The organism is Methylobacterium sp. Leaf113, from assembly GCF_001423325.1.
Lineage (GTDB): Bacteria > Pseudomonadota > Alphaproteobacteria > Rhizobiales > Beijerinckiaceae > Methylobacterium.
Map to the genome: position 1 here is coordinate 1 of NZ_LMNJ01000026.1, position 18,233 is coordinate 18,233.

At 69.5% G+C, this 18,233-nt stretch carries 18 protein-coding genes and 2 pseudogenes; 7 read left to right on the forward strand and 13 right to left on the reverse strand.

Features of this window, described 5'->3' with window-relative positions:
* The 6 genes from ASF60_RS15770 to ygfZ all read right to left on the reverse strand — a co-directional run.
* A partial coding sequence (locus ASF60_RS15770) for a 1-deoxy-D-xylulose-5-phosphate synthase N-terminal domain-containing protein (RefSeq protein ID WP_274533562.1) occupies positions 1 to 341 on the reverse strand: 341 nt, incomplete at its 3' end.
* A 137-nt stretch (positions 342 to 478) separates the two neighbouring features.
* Entirely contained in the window at positions 479 to 757 is a 279-nt protein-coding gene (locus tag ASF60_RS15775) for an exodeoxyribonuclease VII small subunit (RefSeq protein ID WP_056186867.1), read from the reverse strand.
* A gap of 187 nt (positions 758 to 944) precedes the next feature.
* A complete protein-coding gene (locus ASF60_RS15780) occupies positions 945 to 1,472 on the reverse strand; it encodes a tyrosine phosphatase family protein (RefSeq protein WP_056186871.1) in 528 nt (175 codons plus the stop codon).
* Positions 1,472 to 2,074, reverse strand: a complete 603-nt coding sequence (locus ASF60_RS15785) for an HD family hydrolase (protein WP_056186873.1) — start codon at positions 2,072 to 2,074, stop codon at positions 1,472 to 1,474. Before ASF60_RS15785 ends, ASF60_RS15780 begins: the two co-directional genes overlap by 1 nt.
* Entirely contained in the window at positions 2,071 to 2,691 is a 621-nt protein-coding gene (locus ASF60_RS15790; RefSeq protein WP_056186876.1) for a DNA-3-methyladenine glycosylase I, read from the reverse strand. The genes ASF60_RS15785 and ASF60_RS15790 overlap by 4 nt, the downstream gene beginning before the upstream one ends.
* Before the next feature lie 70 nt (positions 2,692 to 2,761).
* The gene (gene ygfZ / locus ASF60_RS15795; protein ID WP_056186878.1) at positions 2,762 to 3,616 is read right to left on the reverse strand and encodes a CAF17-like 4Fe-4S cluster assembly/insertion protein YgfZ; all 855 of its coding nucleotides are present in this window, start codon (positions 3,614 to 3,616) and stop codon (positions 2,762 to 2,764) included.
* Between the two features lie 99 nt (positions 3,617 to 3,715).
* Here ygfZ and ASF60_RS15800 point away from each other — a divergent pair, with 99 nt between their 5' ends.
* Positions 3,716 to 5,053: a dihydroorotase gene (locus tag ASF60_RS15800; RefSeq protein ID WP_056186882.1), complete on the forward strand. Its 1,338-nt coding sequence runs from the start codon at positions 3,716 to 3,718 to the stop codon at positions 5,051 to 5,053.
* A gap of 133 nt (positions 5,054 to 5,186) precedes the next feature.
* Here ASF60_RS15800 and ASF60_RS15805 read toward each other — a convergent pair whose 3' ends face one another.
* The 6 genes from ASF60_RS15805 to pdxH all read right to left on the reverse strand — a co-directional run bounded on the left by ASF60_RS15805 (position 5,187) and on the right by pdxH (position 9,265).
* A complete protein-coding gene (locus tag ASF60_RS15805) occupies positions 5,187 to 5,441 on the reverse strand; it encodes a hypothetical protein (protein ID WP_056186885.1) in 255 nt (84 codons plus the stop codon).
* A gap of 161 nt (positions 5,442 to 5,602) precedes the next feature.
* The gene (locus tag ASF60_RS15810; protein ID WP_056186888.1) at positions 5,603 to 6,028 is read right to left on the reverse strand and encodes a TIGR02301 family protein; all 426 of its coding nucleotides are present in this window, start codon (positions 6,026 to 6,028) and stop codon (positions 5,603 to 5,605) included.
* A gap of 77 nt (positions 6,029 to 6,105) precedes the next feature.
* Positions 6,106 to 6,582 (reverse strand): NUDIX hydrolase, encoded by a 477-nt coding sequence (locus ASF60_RS15815; protein WP_056186892.1) that lies wholly within the window; start codon positions 6,580 to 6,582, stop codon positions 6,106 to 6,108.
* Positions 6,579 to 7,724: a hypothetical protein gene (locus ASF60_RS15820; RefSeq protein WP_056186897.1), complete on the reverse strand. Its 1,146-nt coding sequence runs from the start codon at positions 7,722 to 7,724 to the stop codon at positions 6,579 to 6,581. Before ASF60_RS15820 ends, ASF60_RS15815 begins: the two co-directional genes overlap by 4 nt.
* Positions 7,717 to 8,439 carry an SDR family NAD(P)-dependent oxidoreductase gene (locus ASF60_RS15825; RefSeq protein ID WP_056186898.1) on the reverse strand — a complete coding sequence of 241 codons (723 nt, stop codon included), beginning with the start codon at positions 8,437 to 8,439 and terminating at the stop codon, positions 7,717 to 7,719. Before ASF60_RS15825 ends, ASF60_RS15820 begins: the two co-directional genes overlap by 8 nt.
* Positions 8,440 to 8,623: 184 nt before the next feature.
* Positions 8,624 to 9,265: a pyridoxamine 5'-phosphate oxidase gene (gene pdxH, locus ASF60_RS15830; protein WP_274533563.1), complete on the reverse strand. Its 642-nt coding sequence runs from the start codon at positions 9,263 to 9,265 to the stop codon at positions 8,624 to 8,626.
* Positions 9,266 to 9,425: 160 nt separating this feature from the next.
* Here pdxH and ASF60_RS15835 point away from each other — a divergent pair, with 160 nt between their 5' ends.
* The 3 genes from ASF60_RS15835 (at position 9,426) to fabI (ending at position 12,166) form a co-directional block, all read left to right on the forward strand.
* Positions 9,426 to 9,983 (forward strand): RT0821/Lpp0805 family surface protein, encoded by a 558-nt coding sequence (locus ASF60_RS15835; protein ID WP_244478454.1) that lies wholly within the window; start codon positions 9,426 to 9,428, stop codon positions 9,981 to 9,983.
* A gap of 200 nt (positions 9,984 to 10,183) precedes the next feature.
* Positions 10,184 to 11,119 carry a DnaJ C-terminal domain-containing protein gene (locus tag ASF60_RS15840; RefSeq protein ID WP_056186903.1) on the forward strand — a complete coding sequence of 312 codons (936 nt, stop codon included), beginning with the start codon at positions 10,184 to 10,186 and terminating at the stop codon, positions 11,117 to 11,119.
* Positions 11,120 to 11,323: 204 nt separating this feature from the next.
* The gene (gene fabI / locus ASF60_RS15845) at positions 11,324 to 12,166 is read left to right on the forward strand and encodes an enoyl-ACP reductase FabI (protein ID WP_056186907.1); all 843 of its coding nucleotides are present in this window, start codon (positions 11,324 to 11,326) and stop codon (positions 12,164 to 12,166) included.
* A gap of 24 nt (positions 12,167 to 12,190) precedes the next feature.
* Here the strand turns inward: fabI and ASF60_RS15850 are convergent, their stop codons facing one another.
* Positions 12,191 to 13,252 carry a polyphosphate kinase 2 family protein gene (locus ASF60_RS15850; protein ID WP_082507995.1) on the reverse strand — a complete coding sequence of 354 codons (1,062 nt, stop codon included), beginning with the start codon at positions 13,250 to 13,252 and terminating at the stop codon, positions 12,191 to 12,193.
* 122 nt (positions 13,253 to 13,374) lie between these two features.
* On the opposite strand from ASF60_RS15850, the gene ASF60_RS15855 reads away from it, so the two are divergent.
* The 3 genes and pseudogenes from ASF60_RS15855 to ASF60_RS26260 all read left to right on the forward strand — a co-directional run.
* Positions 13,375 to 13,962: a histidine phosphatase family protein gene (locus ASF60_RS15855; RefSeq protein ID WP_056186909.1), complete on the forward strand. Its 588-nt coding sequence runs from the start codon at positions 13,375 to 13,377 to the stop codon at positions 13,960 to 13,962.
* Positions 13,963 to 14,195: 233 nt separating this feature from the next.
* Positions 14,196 to 15,974, forward strand: a pseudogene (locus ASF60_RS26255) (non-ribosomal peptide synthetase); the annotation flags it as partial.
* Positions 15,975 to 16,091: 117 nt separating this feature from the next.
* A pseudogene (locus ASF60_RS26260) lies at positions 16,092 to 18,194 on the forward strand (Pls/PosA family non-ribosomal peptide synthetase); the annotation flags it as partial.
* Positions 18,195 to 18,233: the final 39 nt, after the last annotated feature.

Below are 18,233 nucleotides of genomic sequence, written 5' to 3' on the forward strand. Positions count from 1 at the left end.
GGATCGTAGACGCTCTCCGAGCGCTTGGTGAAGCCCGACAGGCCGCCGGGCTGGCGCAGGGTCCGGATGCGGTCGCGCCGGCCGGTGAGRATCTTGTGSGGATAGGCCTGGTGGCCGACATCCCAGACGATGCGGTCGTCGGGCGTGTCGAACACGTGGTGCAGGGCCACCGTCAGCTCGACCACGCCGAGCCCGGAGCCGAGATGCCCGCCCGTCACCGAGACCGCGTCGATCATCTCGGTGCGGACCGCATCGGCCACCGCCTGCAGCTGGCTCTCCGGCAAAAGCCGCAGGGCCGCTGGCTCGGACAGACCGTCCAGGATCGACGGACCCTCCGACAGCCCCGACGCGGACGCGGAGGACGCTGGCGAGGTTTCGCCCGTGGTTTCTTGCCGTGACACCGAACCAACCTCACGTCCGGAGGGAAAACATGCGCGCAATTGCTTGGCGCCAATGAAGAAGATCGACTTGCCCTAAGCTAGTCGACATCAAGCGGTGCGACGCCGGCCGCCTGACCGTCGGCACCGAGGGTGATCTTCTGAATGCGGGCCTCGGCCTTCTGCAGAAGGCCCTCGCAGTGGCGCTTCAGCGCCTCGCCGCGTTCGTAGATCGCCACGGATTCGTCGAGCGGCACATCACCCTTTTCCAAGCGACGCACGATATCCTCGAGTTGCTCCAAGGCTTTCTCGAACGGCAGGTCGAGGGCCGGCTCACCGGCACTGGCCGTCGACGCAACGGCGGGTCGCGTGACACTCATCCTAAACTACCCCTTGATTTTGTCGGTCTAAGCCGGTCGCCCCGAAGCCGGCAACCCGATCCCAGGAATCCGGCTTCGTTTCATGGGCCGGGCGGCCTTTGCGCCACACTCCCGCACAAGCCCGCAAAGGCCCCGAGATGCGACACTGATCAGAAAATATTTTTGTCACCTTCTCAGTAGCTTAGAGTCATATCCTGACATTCGACATCAGGTTCAGGCTGAACGGCTCGCCCTCAAACGCATCGGCTCCGCGCCCGATCTCCGCGATGGCCGCGACCATGCGCCCGTCACGGCCAAGCAGACGATCGGCGATCGACACGAAGAGCGCATTCGGCGTCGCCGAGGGCGAGGCGATCCGCAGGGCGCGAGCGATCTCGGCCTCGTCGCGCTCGGGAGCCAGCGCACAGGCCGCGATGTAGGCCGCCGCTGTCGAGCGGCTGATCCCCGCATAGCAGTGGATCAGCAGGGGCTCCTTCCGATCCCAAGCTTCGGCGAAAGCGAGGATCGCCGCCACATGCCCGTCACCGGGCGTCACGTGTCCGTCCATCGGCGCGACGATGTCGCTGACCTCGACGACGCAGTGGCGTCCCTCCGCGATGCCGGCGGGCCGGGAAATTGCGGTTCCGACCTTCATCAGAGTCATCAGATGCCGGGCGCCAGCCCCCTCGAGCGTCTCCGGCAACCGTGACAGGGGGCAGACCCGAAGGTACGGCATCAGGCGACCTCCGGCCCGACCAGGACGTCAAAGCGGGCGAGGAAGCGCGCCTGCGCCACGTCGCTCGACCACGGATCGAGCAGCGCATCAGCCTCCGGGGAGAGGGGCGCGCAAGCGTCGAAGATGGCATCGGCCTCGTCGCGAGAAAAGCCGGCGAGCCGGATGGCCTCGTGATAGGCCGCGCTGCCGTCCGCTCGCTTGACCAGCATGACCAGGTCTCGGCCAGGCTCAGGCAGGCCGAAGCGCTGCCGGATCGCGGCCAGGAGCCGACGCTCGACGGCCTTGTAGGAATCGCCGATGGCCGCTTTGAACGGCGAGATGATGTCGCCGACCACGTATTCGGGTGCGTCGTGCAGCAGGAGTTCGAGGCATGCGCCGGCGCCCAGGTCCGGTGCGAGGGCGCGGCCGATGGCTTCCACCAGCAGGGCGTGCTGGGCCACCGAGAAGACGTGCGGCCCCGCGGTCTGCCCGTTCCAACGGGCGACGCGGGCGAGCCCGTGGGCGATATCGGCGATCTCGATGTCGCGCGGAGACGGATCGAGCAGGTCGAGACGGCGCCCGGATAACATCCGCTGCCAGGCGCGCCCGCGATCGGCGCTCATGCCCGGCCTCCGAGGGTCGCGCAGGGTCCGTGGCGATGGCAGCCGACGAGGTGATCGTTGACGAGGCCCACCGCCTGCATGAAGGCGTGAACGATGGTGGGGCCACAGAACGCGAAGCCCTCCGCCTTCAGGGACTTCGCCATCGCCCGCGAGACCTCCGTCTCGGTGGCGATGGCGCTCCGGCTCGCGGCGCAGCCCTGGATCGGCACGCCATCGACGAAATCCCACAGGAAGGAGGCGAAGCCGGGTCCCCGGGCCTCGATGGCGAGGTAGGCACGCGCGCCCGCGATGGCGCCGACGATCTTGGCCCGGTTCCGGATGATGCCGGTATCCTGCATCAGGCGCTCGACATCGGCGTCGGTGAAGCGCGCGATGACCTCCGGATCGAAGCCCGCGAAAGCGCGGCGGAACCCCTCGCGGCGGCGCAGAATGGTGATCCAGGACAGACCGGCCTGGAAGCCGTCGAGGATGAGCTTCTCGTACAGGGCCCGGCCGTCGCGCTCGGGTACACCCCACTCGGTGTCGTGATAGGCCACATAGACGGGATCGAGCCCGGCCCACCAGCAGCGGGCGCAGCCGTCGGGATGATCAATCAGGCCGGAAACATCGGTGCGCATCGCCGAGGGTTTAGCCGGGTGACGGCTGCGCGTCGATGTCGGCCCATCAGCCCAGGGGGCAGGCCACACCTCAGCCGGCTTGGGCGACCTCGGGAAAACCGAAGGTGGCGAAGGCCGGCTTTTCCACGCCGATCAGGGCATGACCGGCACGCAGAGGCTCGCCGGCCGCGAGGGCATCGGCGAGGCGGTCGAGGCGCAGAAGGCCGAGGCCACGCCGTCCGGCGACGCTGCCCACCGTGCCGAGCGTCCGCTGTCCGGCACTGATCTCAGCCCCCGTTTCCAGCCCATGGTCTGAGACCGCCACGAGGGGCACGATCCGGGTGCGGGCGGTGCCGCGATGCTGCATGCGCGAGACCACCTCCTGCCCGACATAGCAGCCCTTGCGGAAGTCGACGCCGCCGAGCTGATCCATCAGCGCCTCGTGCGGAAAGGCGTCGGACCAGGGAAAGTCGCGCCCACCCTCGGGGATGCCGCGGGCGATGCGATGCGCATGATAGTCAGCCTCCGTGGCATCGGCCGAGAAGGCCCCGGCTGCAAAGAACAGGCGCTCGCCGAGGGCGGCAAGGCGCCCGTCGTGGCGACGCAGCACGGTGGCGCTGGTTTCCGCACCCTCCCAGGCCGCGGCCACACCCAACGTCGGGTCAAGGGTGATCGCCACCTTGGCCCGCAATCGGTAGAGCCCAAGGCGCTTGGCGAGATCCGATGCCCGCTCGGTGGCGACGTCGAGCAGGAACCCATCCCCGGCACCGCGGGCGATCAGGAAGTCGAACAGGATCTTGCCCTGGGGCGTCAGCAAGGCGCCCAGGCGGGCCTCGCCAGCCTCCAGGGTCTCGACGTTGCAGGTCACCACGCCCTGCAGGAAGCTCGTCGCATCCTCGCCCGAGACGGTGACGATGGCGCGGTCCGGCAGCAGGGCGATCGGCATGGCGGCTCCTTCAACAAGCGGCAGCGGCATTGCGCGCCGTCCGGGCCTGACATAAGCCGCCCGCGACCCCGTCTCAATGCGCATCCCGGGAGCTTCGGCATGGACCGGCCCTTCGACCTCCTCCTCACCGGCGGCACCGTGGTGAATCAGGACGGCGCCCACCGTGCCGACCTCGGCATCCGCGCCGGTCGCATCGCGTCGATCGGCGACCTTTCGGGGGCGACGGCCACGGAGCACCGCGACTGCACCGGCCTGCACCTGCTACCCGGCGTCATCGACAGCCAGGTGCATTTCCGCGAGCCGGGGCTCGACCACAAGGAAGACCTCGAATCGGGCTCGCGGGCCGCCGTCATGGGCGGCGTCACGACGGTGTTCGAGATGCCGAACACCAACCCGCTCACCACCACCGCCGAGGCGCTGGCCGACAAGGTCGCTCGCGCCCATCACCGGATGCATTGCGACTTCGCCTTCTGGGTCGGCGGCACGCACGAGAACGCCCACTTGGTGCCGGAACTGGAGCGGCTGCCGGGAGCAGCCGGCATCAAGGTGTTCGTCGGCTCCTCCACCGGCTCGCTCCTAGTCGAGGACGATGCCGGCGTCACCGAGATCCTGAAGCGGACGCGCCGGCGCGCCGCCTTCCACGCCGAGGACGAACCGATGCTGCGGGCGCAGAAGGACTGGCGCGTCCCGGGCGATCCGTCCTCGCATCCGGTCTGGCGCTCGCCCGAAGCGGCCCTGAAGGCGACCCAGCGTCTCGTGCGCATCGCCCGGGCCACCGGTGCCCGAATCCACATCCTGCACATCTCGACGAAGGAGGAGATGGCGTATCTGGCCGAGGCCAAGGACGTCGCGACCTGCGAGGTCACGCCCCACCACCTCACTCTCGATGGCGACGAGGCCTATGCACGCCTCGGCACCCTGGTGCAGATGAATCCGCCGGTGCGGGGCGCCGACCATCGCGACGGAATCTGGCACGGCCTGTCGCAAGGCGTCGCCGACATCCTCGGCTCCGACCACGCGCCGCACCTGCTGGAGGAGAAGGCCAAGCCCTATCCGGATTCCCCCTCGGGCATGACGGGTGTGCAGACCCTGGTACCGATCATGCTCGACCACGTAGCGGCGGGGCGGCTGTCGCTGAGCCGGTTCGTCGACCTCACCAGTGCCGGGCCGAAGCGCCTGTTCGGCATCGCCCGGAAGGGACGCCTGGCAGTCGGCTACGATGCCGACGTGACGGTGGTCGATCTGAAGCGCCGCGAAACGATCCGCAACGACTGGATCGCCTCGAAATGCGGCTGGACCCCGTATGACGGCGTCACGGTCACGGGATGGCCGGTGGGCACCCTGGTGCGCGGCAACAGCGTGATGTGGGACGGCGCGCTCACCGCACCGTCGCGCGGTGAGGCGGTGTTGTTCGAGGAAGCGCTGGCGCCGGCCTGAGCGCGAGCGCGTCGGCATCAACGAACTCGGAACCAACGAGAAGGGCAAGCGCGGATGCGCTTGCCCTGGATCTGCCGAGCTTGGCGATGTCGGCGCGGGAGGTGGTTACGCCTCCGACCTCACGCCTGGGATCTCAGTGCTGAGGACTCGTGGTGAAGGCGCCCCCGCGGATGCGGTCCGGAAACCCCTCGGCGTAGCGGGCGGTGGCCTCCTCGCCATAGGTCGTGACGAGCTCCTGAAACGCCGCGAACAAAGCGGCCTGAGCCATGCAGTCCCCATCGAGGCCATCGAGACAGCCTTCGGCGAACGCCTCCGAGACGTAGCCGAGCGCGGCACGCTTGTCGTCGAGATCCGCCTCGAAGGGCGCGGAGACCGTATCCATGTGCATGGGCCACATCATCGTTGGGCCGGCGAACCAACCGGCCAGTGACCATGAGGATAGGGCGAGCCGCGGGGTTCGCAAAGCCAGGAATTGCGAAGCGGTTAACGCGGGCACTCAAATTCTTCGTTTCTGGGCGAGGCGCACGATCTGTGACCGCGCCGCATCACCTATCCGCCGAACCGGCTCGCCAAGGCGTGCGACAAGCGCTCGCCCTCGGTGACGTACCGGGCGGCGGCCTCCGTGGCCGCGGGCGTGCAGACCCGGTAGGTCAGGCTGTAGCCGCGATATCCGCGGTTGTAGGCTCCGGCGAGGCGGTCGCGTCGGCCCGGGGTCACCCCTTCGGCCTCGATCAGGGCCTTCATGCGCGCCGGCCATTCCGGGGCATCCGCAGCACCGCAGAGGTCGCGCAGGAAGGCCAGAGAGCCGATGACCTCGGAGAGGCGCAGCAGGTCGCGATCGTAGGGAGCCGGCGGCGGCTCGGCGGGCGGTGGCGGCTCCTTCTCCTTCTCGATCGGTTTCGGAGCGGACCGGGCCGAGCCGCCACGGGATTGCTGAGCCAGCCCCGCGTCCGGAACGGCCATCAGCACGGCCATCAGCACGGCGGGTCCGGCGAGCGTCGCCAGCCTGGCTCCGCAAGCCCTGATGCCGCAAGCCCTGATGCCGCGAGCCTTCATGCCGCAGGCTCCGCCCGCGAGGCGGCTCGGGCGAAGGCCTCGCGGACAGTGTCGGCGAGGCCGGGCGTGGTCGCCAGCGTCTCGAGTTCGGCGAGCGTGGCCCACCGGACTCCGAGCGCCTCGGGTCCAGCCACCGGCTCGCCCCCGATCCACAAGGCCGCATGGGGATGGACGACGTAGTGGTGGCGGACGCGATCCGTGCCGTCGCGCAGGATGATCTCGGTGGGACTGAGCACGCCGATCACTGCGGCGTTGAGGCCGACTTCCTCCTGCAGTTCGCGCAGAGCCGCCTCGGCCAGAGCTTCGCCAGCTTCCACGAGACCGCCCGGAAGGGTCCACACGCTGCGCATCGGCTCGTTGGCGCGGGCCGCAAGCAGCACGCGCTCGTCGCGTAGGACGGCAATCGAGGTGCCGACGAAGGGGCGCGTCGGAAACAGCCGCGCCTGGGGATCGTCTGGATCCGTCCCGGTCACGGCGTCACCACGGCGATCCGGCCATCGGCGAGGCCCACCAGCAGGCGGGCGGCGGGTCCCCGGCCGAGGCTGGCAAGTCCGAAGGCCGCAAGCCCCGGCAGCGGGATGCGCAGGCGCTCGCGGATGCCGTCCTTGAGGACCAGGATTGCGAGGGCGCTTCGGTCGGCCACCGGCAGGGCGAGTTCGGGCGGCCCGGCTCGCTCCGGCTCCACCAGGGCGGAAAGGTCGACCTCTCCCTCGCCGGGAGAGACGTTGGTGTAACCCGGAGCCTCGTGGACGCGGCGTAAGGCACCGGATTCCAGGGCCCAGAGCTGGAGCAGCCCGGCGCCCTCCGGGTTCGCGACGGCCGCGATCTGCGGTTGCCCGGCGCCGGCGAAATCCGCAATTCCCGCCGGTTTCAGCGGCTGACCGCCGGATCCCGTCTCTTGAGCCGGACTGCGGGCCAGGAGCGACCAGGGGACGCCTGGTTTCGAATCGGGCTTCGCATCGGCTGGCGCCCGGCCGAACAGCGCCAGCTCGGATGCTCCGGTGGTCGTGACAATGACGGCGACGATGACGGGCTTCTCCGCGAACCGGGCGATGCGGGGGCGGCGCAGGGCGAACGCCGTATCGGGGGCGGCGGCCAGCGTCGTGGTGACGATCGGCACCGGCTTCGGGTCCCCGCCCATCGCCACGGGTTGACGCTCCCGGATGACCAGGCTCGCTGCCTGTTCGGGGCCGCCCGCGAGCCCCGGAACCGGGTTCGCCAGGTAAGCGCTCAGGGGACCCGAGACCGCGCGCCGCGAGCCGGGCAGGGCGCCGCGGGGAGTTTCCGCGGCGGCCAGGCCCTCGATCGCCTCGGCGCCCAGCAGGGTGGTGGCCACCTGTCCGTCGACCAGGCTGAGCGCGGCGCCTCCGCCATCGCCCCAGACCACCACGATGGGAGCCTCCTGCTCAATGCCGGTCGGATTGGGGTTGCGACTCCGGGCCAGCGGCAAGAGGCCCGAGGTCGCCACCGCGATGGCGACCTCGCTGCCCGGACCGCGCAGGGCCTTGGCCCGGAACGGCAGGTCGAGAATCGTCACGGAGGGTTCCGCGAGGGCGGGGGCGGTGAGGACCAGGAACGCGACGAGAAGCGCCGAGCGCGCGACCCATTCAGACATGCTGGCCGCCGTTGATGTGCAGTTCGGCGCCGTTCACGTAGGACGACGCTTCGGTGCACAGGAAGTAGATCGCCTTAGCGACCTCGTCGGGGGTGCCGAGGCGGCGCTGCGGGATGCCGGCCACGATCTTGTCGGTGCCGGGCGACAGGATCGCGGTGTCGATCTCGCCGGGCGAAATCGCGTTGACGCGCACGCCGAGGGGACCGAAATCGCTGGCCATCTCACGGGTCAGGCCGGCCAGCGCCGCCTTGGACGTGCCGTAGGCGGCGCCCGCGAAGGGATGGACGCGCGAGCCGGCGATGGAGGTGACGTTGACGATGGAGCCCTTGGCGCGGGTCAGTTCCTCGCAGAGGCCTCGGGCCAGGAGCAGGGGCGCGAACACGTTGACCTGGAATACCCGCTGCCAATCCCCGAATTCGGTGGCGATGGCGCCGAGGCGCTCGCCCTGCGGCCCTTTCGGCGAAATCCCGGCATTGTTGACGAGCGCGTGCAGAAGCCCCCCCTCGGCGGCGAGGCGTCCGGCCACCTCCTCGATGCCCCGCACCGTATCCTGCGGGTCGGAGAGATCGACCTGCAGGTGATCCTCCGGTCCCATCTCCCAGGGGCAGTTCTCCGGGAAGGGGTGCCGGGAGCAGGTGATCACCCGCCATCCGGCAGCCGAGAAGCGCTTCACGGTGGCATGCCCAATGCCACGGCTCGCCCCCGTGAGCAGCATGACGCGCCGGCGTTCGTTGGATGAGGCCAAGACCGTTCCTTCAGGATCGGGAGACGTCCGGCAGGCGAAAACGCCGGACGACCTCCACGCCGCGTTCAGGTCTAAGCGGCGCGGGGTCTAAAATCCAGGGTCCTGCCGCGACGCAGCAAGACGGTGATCCGCGGCTCTACGGTGATCCGCGGCTTTAAGGATAGAGCCGCGCCCCGCGCCAGCCCTCGCCGTCGCGGGTGAAGCGGACCCGGTCGTGCAGGCGGAACGCCCCGTTCTTCCAGAACTCGATCGAGACCGGCGCGATGCGAAAGCCCGTCCAGTTCTCGGGACGCGGGACCGGTCCCTCGCCATAGCGCTCCGCCAGGGCCGCCACCTCGCGTTCCAGGGTGGCGCGATCGGCGAGGGGGCGCGACTGTCGGCTCGCATGGGCTCCGAGGCGACTGTTGCGCGCCCGGCTGGCGAAGTATGCATCCGCCTCCTCGGGGGTGACGGGGGTCACCGGCCCACGGGCACGGACCTGTCGGCCGAGGCTCTTCCAATGCAGCACCAGGGCGGCCTGCGGGTTCTGGCGCAGTTCGTCGCCCTTGGCGGAATCGACGTTCGTATAGAACACGAAACCGTGCGCATCGACGCCCTTCAGCAGCACGACGCGGACGTCCGGCAGCCCGTCCGATCCAGTCGTCGCCAGCGCCATGGCGTTGGGATCATTGGGCTCCGACGCCTCGGCCTCGGCCATCCACGCGGCGAACAGAGCCCACGGGTCGGCGGCACGCGTGAAGTCGCCATTGGGACCTAGGGGGTCCGGGTCCGAGTTGGGGGAGGCGGGATCATCGATCCTTAACCGTTCCAAGGCGTAATCCTGTGGTGAGATCCGGGTCGGGGGCACCGACGTGGGACACGAGCGTTATCGGCCCAACACGTCGTTGAGATCAGGTGTAATGCGTCGGCGCGACTGTAAAGCCCAGGCCGTACGAGACCGTGCGGCAAGAGACGATATGGCTCAAGACGATATGGCTCGGGAGCACCACCGGGACGGGCGTATCCTCGCCGAGGAGCGACTCGTCAGGCCGGAACGCTGGGCCTCGGCCCTTGCTTTGACGGCCTTGCTCGGTCTCGGCGGCTGCGGCCTGCCGATCATCACCTTTCAGGGTGAGGAGACGGCGGAGGCCGGACCGAAGGCCCCAAAGGTCGCCCGCGCCAGTACCGTCCTGCCCGACGAGCCGATCAGCACCGGCAGTATCGACAAGCGTCCGCTCGGTTTCGGCAACGATCTCGGTGCGGAGGATTGGCGGAGAGCGCATGCGGCGCTTGCCGTGGCCCTCGATCCGCAGGGCAATGGCCGCCCGGTGAAGTGGGACAACCCGGAGACGACCCTGCGTGGCTCGGTCAACCCGACCGGCCTACCCTACGTGGCCAACGATCTCGTCTGCCGCGACTTCCTGGCCTCCGTCATCACACCGGCGGGCAGTCGCTTCGTGCGCGGCACGGGGTGCAAGCCGTCGGGTGGAGACTGGACCCTGACCCGGCTTCGGGCTGCGAAATCGGCAGCCTGATCGAAACCCTCCGTGCAGGAGCCGGACTCCCGGCCCGATCGGGATCAGAGTACAGCTCCAGGCGTTGACGGCGCGCGATTCGAGGCGAATTCTCGCGCGAGACCGTTGCAGAGAAGCAACAGGCCGTCCACATGACCGACGAATCCGAAGGCGCCGGGCCATCGCCCGGCCTCAGGCGGCACCGAGAATCCTGAAGACCGATGCGAAATCCCTATGACGTGCTGGGTGTCCCCAAGGGCGCCAGCGAAGCCGATATCAAGAAGGCCTACCGTAAGCTCGCCAAGGCCTACCATCCGGACCGCAACCAGGACGACGCCAAGGCCAAGGACCGCTTCGCGGAAGCCAACAGCGCCTACGAGATCCTGGGCGATGCGGGCAAGCGCGCGCAATTCGATCGCGGCGAGATCGACGCGGACGGCAAGCCGCGCGCCACCGGCTTCGAGGGTTTCGGCGGGTTCGGCGGACGCGGCGGTGGCGGTGGCGGCTTCGATTTCGAGAGTGCCGCGCGCGGACGCGGCCCAGCCGGCGGCGGCGGCATCGGCGAGGACATCTTCTCGCACCTGTTCGGCGATGCCTTCCGGGCTTCCGGCGCCGGCCCGGGCGGTGGCCCGCAGCGCGGTCCGGTCAAGGGCGAGGACGTGGCGGCCGAGCTCAGCGTCACGTTGGAACAGGTTGCCAGCGAGGAAAAGCTGCGCCTGTCGCTGCCGGGCGGGCGCGATGTCGACGTGGTGGTGCCCCGGGGTGTGGTCGATGGTCAGACCATCCGTCTGCGTGGCCTCGGCAATCCGGGCGGCCTGCGGGGAGCGCCGGGCGATGCGCTGCTCACCATCCGCATCCTGCCGCATACCCGCTTCACCGTGGAGGGCGCCGACCTGCGCGCCTCGGTGGAGGTACCCCTGGAGGACGCGATCCTGGGCGGCCCGATCCGCGTGCCGACCCTGACCGGTGCCGTGGAGATGAAGATCCCGCCCATGACCGGGTCGGGACGCACGTTCCGCCTGCGGGGCAAGGGCCTGCCGAAGAAAGACGGAACCCGGGGCGATCTCCTCGCCGTCACGGCCGTGATGCTGCCGAGCCAGGAGGATGCGGCGCTCGTCGAGTTCGCCCGCGCGCGCCGCGCTGCCAAGGCCGGGTGAGTCAAGCCCGGCGGAACCAAGATCAGCTGAGCATGCCCCCCCGCGGATCGGGTGTCCAAACCCATCCGCGACGGCCTCCCGGCGCTGTCAGGTCCCGGACTTCCGTCCCAGGCGCGGCTCCGCTAAGGATGCCCGGCGCGAATACGCCGATCCGTCGCCCGACGGGACCGTCGGCGCGCGCCACGGCTCTCGCTCAGGTGACACATGGCGGACACGCACCCGGTTCACGATCACGTCGGCGGACTTCTCGCCGGCAAGCGCGGCTTGGTGCTCGGTGTCGCCAACAACCGCTCGATCGCCTGGGGCATCGCCAAGAGTGCGGCCGCCCACGGCGCCAAGCTCGCCTTCACCTACCAGGGCGACGCCCTGAAGAAGCGCGTCGAGCCTCTGGCCCGTGAACTCGACGCCCACGTGGTCGGGCATTGTGATGTCACCGATCCGGCTTCGATCGATGCGGTCTTCGCTGCGGCCGCCGAGGTGTTCCCTGAGGGGATCGACTTCGTCGTCCATTGCATCGCCTTCTCGGACAAGGACGAACTCACGGGCCGCTACGTCGAGACCTCGGAGGCGAACTTCACCAAGTCGCTCCTGATCTCGTGCTACTCGTTCACGGCGGTGGCCCAGCGCGCCGAGAAGCTGATGCCGAACGGCGGCTCGCTCCTCACCCTGACCTATTACGGCGCCGAGAAGTGGATGCCGCACTACAACGTCATGGGCGTCGCCAAGGCCGCCCTCGAGGCCTCCGTGCGCTACCTCGCCGCCGATCTCGGCCCCTCGAAGATCCGCGTCAACGCGATCTCGGCCGGCCCGATCAAGACGCTGGCCGCCTCCGGCATCGGCGACTTCCGCTACATCCTGAAGTGGAACGAGTACAACGCTCCCCTGCGGCGCACCGTGACCATCGAGGAAGTCGGCGAGACCGCCACCTACCTCGTCTCGGACATGAGCAAGGGCATGACCGGCGAGATCCTCCACGTCGATGCCGGCTACCACGTCGTCGGCATGAAGAACCCGGAAGCCCCGGACCTCAGCCTCGACAAGGATTAGCGCCCGGCGATTGGCGGTCCACGCCTAATCCGGCACGGTCATTCCGGCGATGTCGGCCTGCGCTTCCGGAAACCGCGGGTCCATCGCCTCCAGGGTGTCGGCGATGGTGCGGGCGATGAGGAGGTTGCGGTACCACTTCCGGTTGGCTGGCACCACGTGCCAGGGCGCCTGCGGCGTCGAGCATTCGGAGAGCGCATCGGCGAAGGCTGCCTGGTAGGCGTTCCAGGCCTTGCGTTCGACGAGGTCGGCCGGGTCGAACTTCCAGTGCTTGTCCGGGTTCGCGATGCGGGCCTCCAGCCGCTCCTTCTGCTCGTCCTTCGAGATGTGGAGGAAGAACTTGAGCACGGTGGTGCCGGCCGCGCTGAGCATCCGCTCGAAATCATTGATCTGGTCGTAGCGCGCCCGCCATACCGGCTCCGGCACGAGATCCTTCACCCGCACCACGAGGACGTCCTCGTAATGGCTGCGGTTGAACACGTTGATCATGCCGCGTGCCGGCGCCTTGGCGTGGTAGCGCCACAGGAAGTCGTGGTCGCTCTCCTCGGCGCTCGGCACCTTGAACGACCAGACCCGGCAGCCCTGCGGGTTCACACCTTCGAACACCGCCCGGATGGTGCCGTCCTTGCCGCCGGTGTCGATGGCCTGGAACACCACGAGCAGGCTGCGCTTGTGCTCGGCATAGAGCCGCTCCTGCAGGGCGACGATGCGGGCGCGCTCGGCGGCGAGTGCCGCCTTGGCCTCGTCCTTGTCGAGCCCGCCATCCGTATTCGCATCGATCGCGTCGAGGTCACACCGTGAACCCGGCCGTACCGTGACGATGCCCTTCGCCGCCGGCGCGAGCGCTGGGCCCGGAGGGGGCTCGGCGTGGGGGGCCAGGCCTTCCGTCTCTCGAGCCCACAGAGCGGAGGAGGGCGGCCGATGGCCGGGGTGGCGCGCCCGGGTCTTGCCACCCTGCTCGCGGGTCTTGCCACCCTGCTCGCGGGTCTTGCCGCCCTTCTTGCGGTGCGAAACATCACGTTGCGGCGCGGAAGCGTCCGTTTCCCCGGGACGTTGGCCCTGCCCGTGCTTGCCGTGGCGCTTCGACATAATGAGACTCGCTCGCTCGGTTGGGGGCGGGGAACGGCGGCCGCCGGCATGCAGGGCCAGGATGTGAGTGCGAAAACGAATTCCCGGCTCGGCCGTTCCAGCCTGCGGCGGGGCCTGAGACGGTGACCCCGATCTACTTCATCCGCCATGGACAGACCGACTGGAACGCGGAAGGGCGCCTCCAGGGGCAGCGCGACATCGCTCTCAACGCCGAGGGCCTGCGTCAGGCCGAGGACGTGGCCCGGCGCCTCGCGGCCGTGGCGGAGGCCGACCTCGCCACGATGGACTATGCCGCGAGCCCGCTCGCGCGGACCCGGCGCACGATGGAGACCCTGCGGGCCGCCCTCGCTTTGCCGCCGGAGGACTATCGTCTCGACCCCCGGCTGAAGGAGATCAGCTTCGGAACCTGGGAGGGCTCGACCTGGGCCGAGATCCGCCGGCGCGACCCCTCCGGTGCGGCGGCCCGGGACCGCGACCGCTGGGGTTATCGCCCGCCGGGCGAGACCGGAGAGAGCTACGCCATGCTGGTGGAGCGCGTGACTCCGGTGGTCACCGGCCTGACGCGCCCCACCGTGATCGTCGCCCATGGCGGCGTGGCCCGGGCGATCCTGGTGATCCGCGGGCATCTCGGGGTGCGGGACGCCCCGCGCATCGGCATCCGCCAGGGCAGCGTCCTGGTGCTCGATCGGGCCGGATGGCGCTGGGCCTGACCGGCCTCGTCCTGCGCGTTCAACCCCGGTTCAAGCCTGCCCCCCAAACGTGCTAGACGCGCCGTGATTTCGGCGCGATCCGGGCGCCTACCCGGCCAAAAGGACGGCCCTCGATCGATCGGGGGCCGACAGCGGAGCAGCGGATGAGCAGTCTCGCCGAGACGACCCGGCACCGGGCGGAAACGCGCGGGCCTGAGGACGAGGTTTCTTCCGTCGTATCCGGGGCCTCCGCCATGCTGCGCGGGCCGGCGCGGCCCGACCTCATCCGCGACGAGGTGCTGGGCGAGATCTTTCGCGAGAGCGCCCGGGCACGGGGTGATCACCCGGCCCTCATCGATGGCGCGCAGACCGGCGTCGACGGAACCCATCCGGTCCTGACCTACGGCGAGGTCGAGGCGCAGGCCGCCGCGATCGCACGCGGGCTGTCCCATCGCGGCATCGGCCCGGGCGACGTCGTCGGCCTCTGGATGGCGCGCGGGACCGACCTGCTGATCGCCCAGATCGGCATCACCCTGTCGGGGGCCGCCTGGCTGCCGTTCGATGCCGAGGCCCCGGCCGACCGGGTCGCGGTCTGCCTGGAGGATGCCGCCGCGAAGGCGCTGCTGGTCTCGCCGGCCCTGGAAGCCCAGGCGCCGGCCGGCACCCCGGCGGTGACCGTGGCGGCCCTGGCCGCCGGAACGCCACGCGACGCGACCGTGCCCGATCTGCGGACCCTCGGCCTGACGCCGGATCATCCGGCCTACCTGATCTACACTTCGGGCTCGACCGGCGTGCCCAAGGGCATCGTCATCAGCCACGCCAACATCTGCCACTTCCTGCGCTCGGGCAACGCGCTCTACGGTATGCGCGCCGACGACGTGGTGTTCCAGGGCGCCTCGGTCGCCTTCGATCTCTCGATGGAGGAGATCTGGGTGCCCTACCTGGTGGGCGCGACCCTGTTCGTCGCCTCGCCGGCCATGATGGGCGATGTCGAGGCCCTGCCCGGCATCCTGGCCCGGGCCGGCGTCACCGTGCTCGATACCGTGCCGACCCTCCTGGCGATGATCTCCCAGGACCTGCCCACCGTGCGCCTCGTGCTGCTCGGGGGCGAGGCCCTGCCCGAGCCCCTGGTCGCCCGCTGGGCCACGCCCTCGCGAAAACTCTTCAACACCTACGGACCGACCGAGGCCACGGTGGTGGCCACCGCCGCCGAGATGCGCCCGGGCGTGCCCGTCACCATCGGCGGCCCGATCCCGAACTATTCGGTGTACGTCGCGGGCGAGAACCTGGAGCTTCTGAGGCCGGGCCAGCAGGGCGAACTCCTCATCGGCGGTCCGGGCGTGGCGAAAGGCTATCTCAAGCGCCCCGAACTGACGGCGGACAAATTCATCGCCAACCCGTACGACTCGGACGGGACCGATCCGCTGCTGTACCGCTCCGGCGACGCGGTCTCCCTCGATGCCACCGGCAACATCGTGTTCCACGGCCGGATCGACGACCAGGTCAAGATCCGCGGCTTCCGGGTGGAACTCGGCGAGATCGAATCCCGCATCCAGGTCCTGCCCGGCATCAACCAGGCGGCGGTGGTGCTGCGCCAGGACGACGGCGTCGACCGCCTCGTCGCCTTCCTGGTGCCCGACCGCGGCACCACGATCGACAAGGCCGCCCTTCGGCAGACGCTGGCCGGGCAGATGCCGCCCTACATGGTGCCGGGGCATTTCGAGACCGTGGAGGTCCTGCCCCGCCTGACCTCCGGCAAGGTCGACCGCAAGACCCTGCGCATCGCCACCCTGACGGTGGCCGACACCAGCGGCGAGCAGGAGCCTCCGCGCAACGAGACCGAGGCGGCGCTGCTCGCCGCCGCCAACCGCATCTTCGGCAACCAGGCGATGCCGTTCGACAGCGACTTCTTCGCCGATCTCGGCGGCCATTCCCTGCTCGCCGCCCGCTTCGTCGGGGCGGTGCGCGAGGTGCCGGCGCTGGCCGCCATCACCCTGCAGGACGTCTACGGCCAGCGCACCCTGCGGGCCATGGCCGACACGCTCATCGCGCGGACCGGCGGCGCCGGCACCGAGATGGCGATCCGCGATCTCAGCTTCCCGGCGCCGTCCCTGAAGCGTCGCTTCCTCTGCGGCCTCGCGCAGGCGGCGGCCCTGCCCTTCGTCATCGCGCTGGCGACCGCGCAATGGCTCGGCATCTTCGTGACCTACCTGCTGCTCACCGGCGGCAGCCTCGGGTTCTTCGGCGAACTCGCCGTGATGCTGCTGGTCTATATCGGCATCAACGCCGTGACGGCCACGATCGCGGTCGCGGCCAAGTGGTTGATCCTCGGGCGCACCAAGCCCGGGCGCTATCCGCTCTGGGGCACCTACTACTATCGCTGGTGGCTGACGCAGCGCCTGACCCCGCTGGTCCACATCAAGTGGCTCCAGGGCTCGCCCGCCATCGCGTTCTACCTGCGCATGCTCGGCGCCGAGATCGGCAAGGACGCCCTGATCTCCGACATCGAGGTCGGTGCGCCGGACCTGCTCAGCATCGGCGCGGGCGCCTCGCTGGGCGGCCGTCTCGTCATCGCCAATGCCGAGGTGGTGGGCGACGCGCTGATCATCGGCCGCGTGGCGATCGGGGCGGACGTGGCGATCGGGGCCTCCTGCGTCATCGGCCCCGACACGGTCATCGGCGACCATGCCGAGATCGGGGACCTCACCACCATCCCGACCGGCACGCGGGTCGGCGCCGCCGAGATCTGGGACGGGTCCCCCGGCCGCAAGGTCGGCGAGGCCGACCCATCGGCGCTGCCCGCCCCCGCCACGGCCTCGCCCCGGCGGCGCTTCGCCTTCGCGGCGCTCTACACCTTCCTGCTGGCGGCGATCCCCGCCATCGGCCTGCTGCCGATCTTTCCAGCCTTCTACCTCTTCGACCAGATCAGCGATTCGCTCGGCGACATCACCGACATCGATTATCACTGGTACCTGCCGCTGCTGACCTGGCCGACCGCCATGCTGATGACGGCCGGCACCGTGCTGCTCATCGCGGGCATCCGCTGGCTGGTTCTGCCACGGGTGTCGTCGGGGACCTACTCGATCTACAGCGGCTTCTACATGCGCAAGTGGGCGGTGGCCCTGGCCGCCGAGGTCACGCTGGAGACCCTCTCGTCCCTGTTCGCCACCGTCTACATGCGGGCCTGGTACCGCCTGATGGGCGCCCGCATGGGGCAGGGGGCCGAGATCTCCACCAATCTCGGCGGGCGCTACGACCTCGCCGATATCGGCGCGCGCAATTTCGTCGCCGACGAGGTGGTGTTCGGCGAGGAGGAGATCCGCCGCGGCTGGATGACGATGCACGAGGTTCACACCGGGGCGCGCGTCTTCGTCGGCAACGACGCCGTGGTGCCCCCCGGCACGGTCATCCCCGACGACGTCCTCATCGGCATCAAGTCGAAGCCGCCGGCCAACGCCCTGATGAGCCCGGGCGATACCTGGTTCGGCTCCCCGCCGATCAAGCTGCCCTCCCGGCAGCGGGTCGATCTCGGCTCGAACACCCAGACCTACGAGCCCGGCGTAGGTCCGAAGCTCCGGCGCGGCATCTTCGAGGCGTTCTCGACCTCGTTCTCGCCGATGCTGTTCATCAGTCTCGCGATCTCGGCGATCGATTTCTACTTCTATCCGGCCATCCTGGCCGAGAACTGGACCGGCCTCGCGGTCAGCTTCGTCGCCGTCTCCGTCGCCATCGCGTTCATCCAGTCCTTCACCGTCATCGCGGTGAAGTGGCTGCTGATGGGTGTCTACAAGCCCGGCATGCAGCCGATGTGGTCCTGGTGGGCCATGCGCACCGAGGCCGTCGCGGTGCTGTACTGGGGTTTGGCCGGCAAGGTGCTGCTGGAGCACCTCGTCGGCACGCCGTTCCTGCCCTGGATGCTGCGGCTGCTCGGCGTGAAGGTGGGCCAGGGCGTGTGCATGCTCACCACCGACATCACGGAGTTCGACTGCGTCACCATCGGCGACTACGCCACCATCAACCGCACCTCCGCTCTCCAGACGCACCTCTACGAGGACCGCATTATGAAGGTCGGCCGGGTCGTGGTCGGCCGGGGCGTCTCGGTGGGTGCGTTCTCGACGGTGCTGTACGACACCAAGGTCGGCGACTACGCCCGCCTGCGCCCGCTCACCATCGTGATGAAGGGCGAGTCGATTCCGGCCCATTCGGAGTGGGAGGGGGCGCCGGCGGTGCCGGTGGTGCACGCGAAGGCGTGAGGGTGAGGATCGGGTTCGTTCAGCGCTAGGCGGTCATGG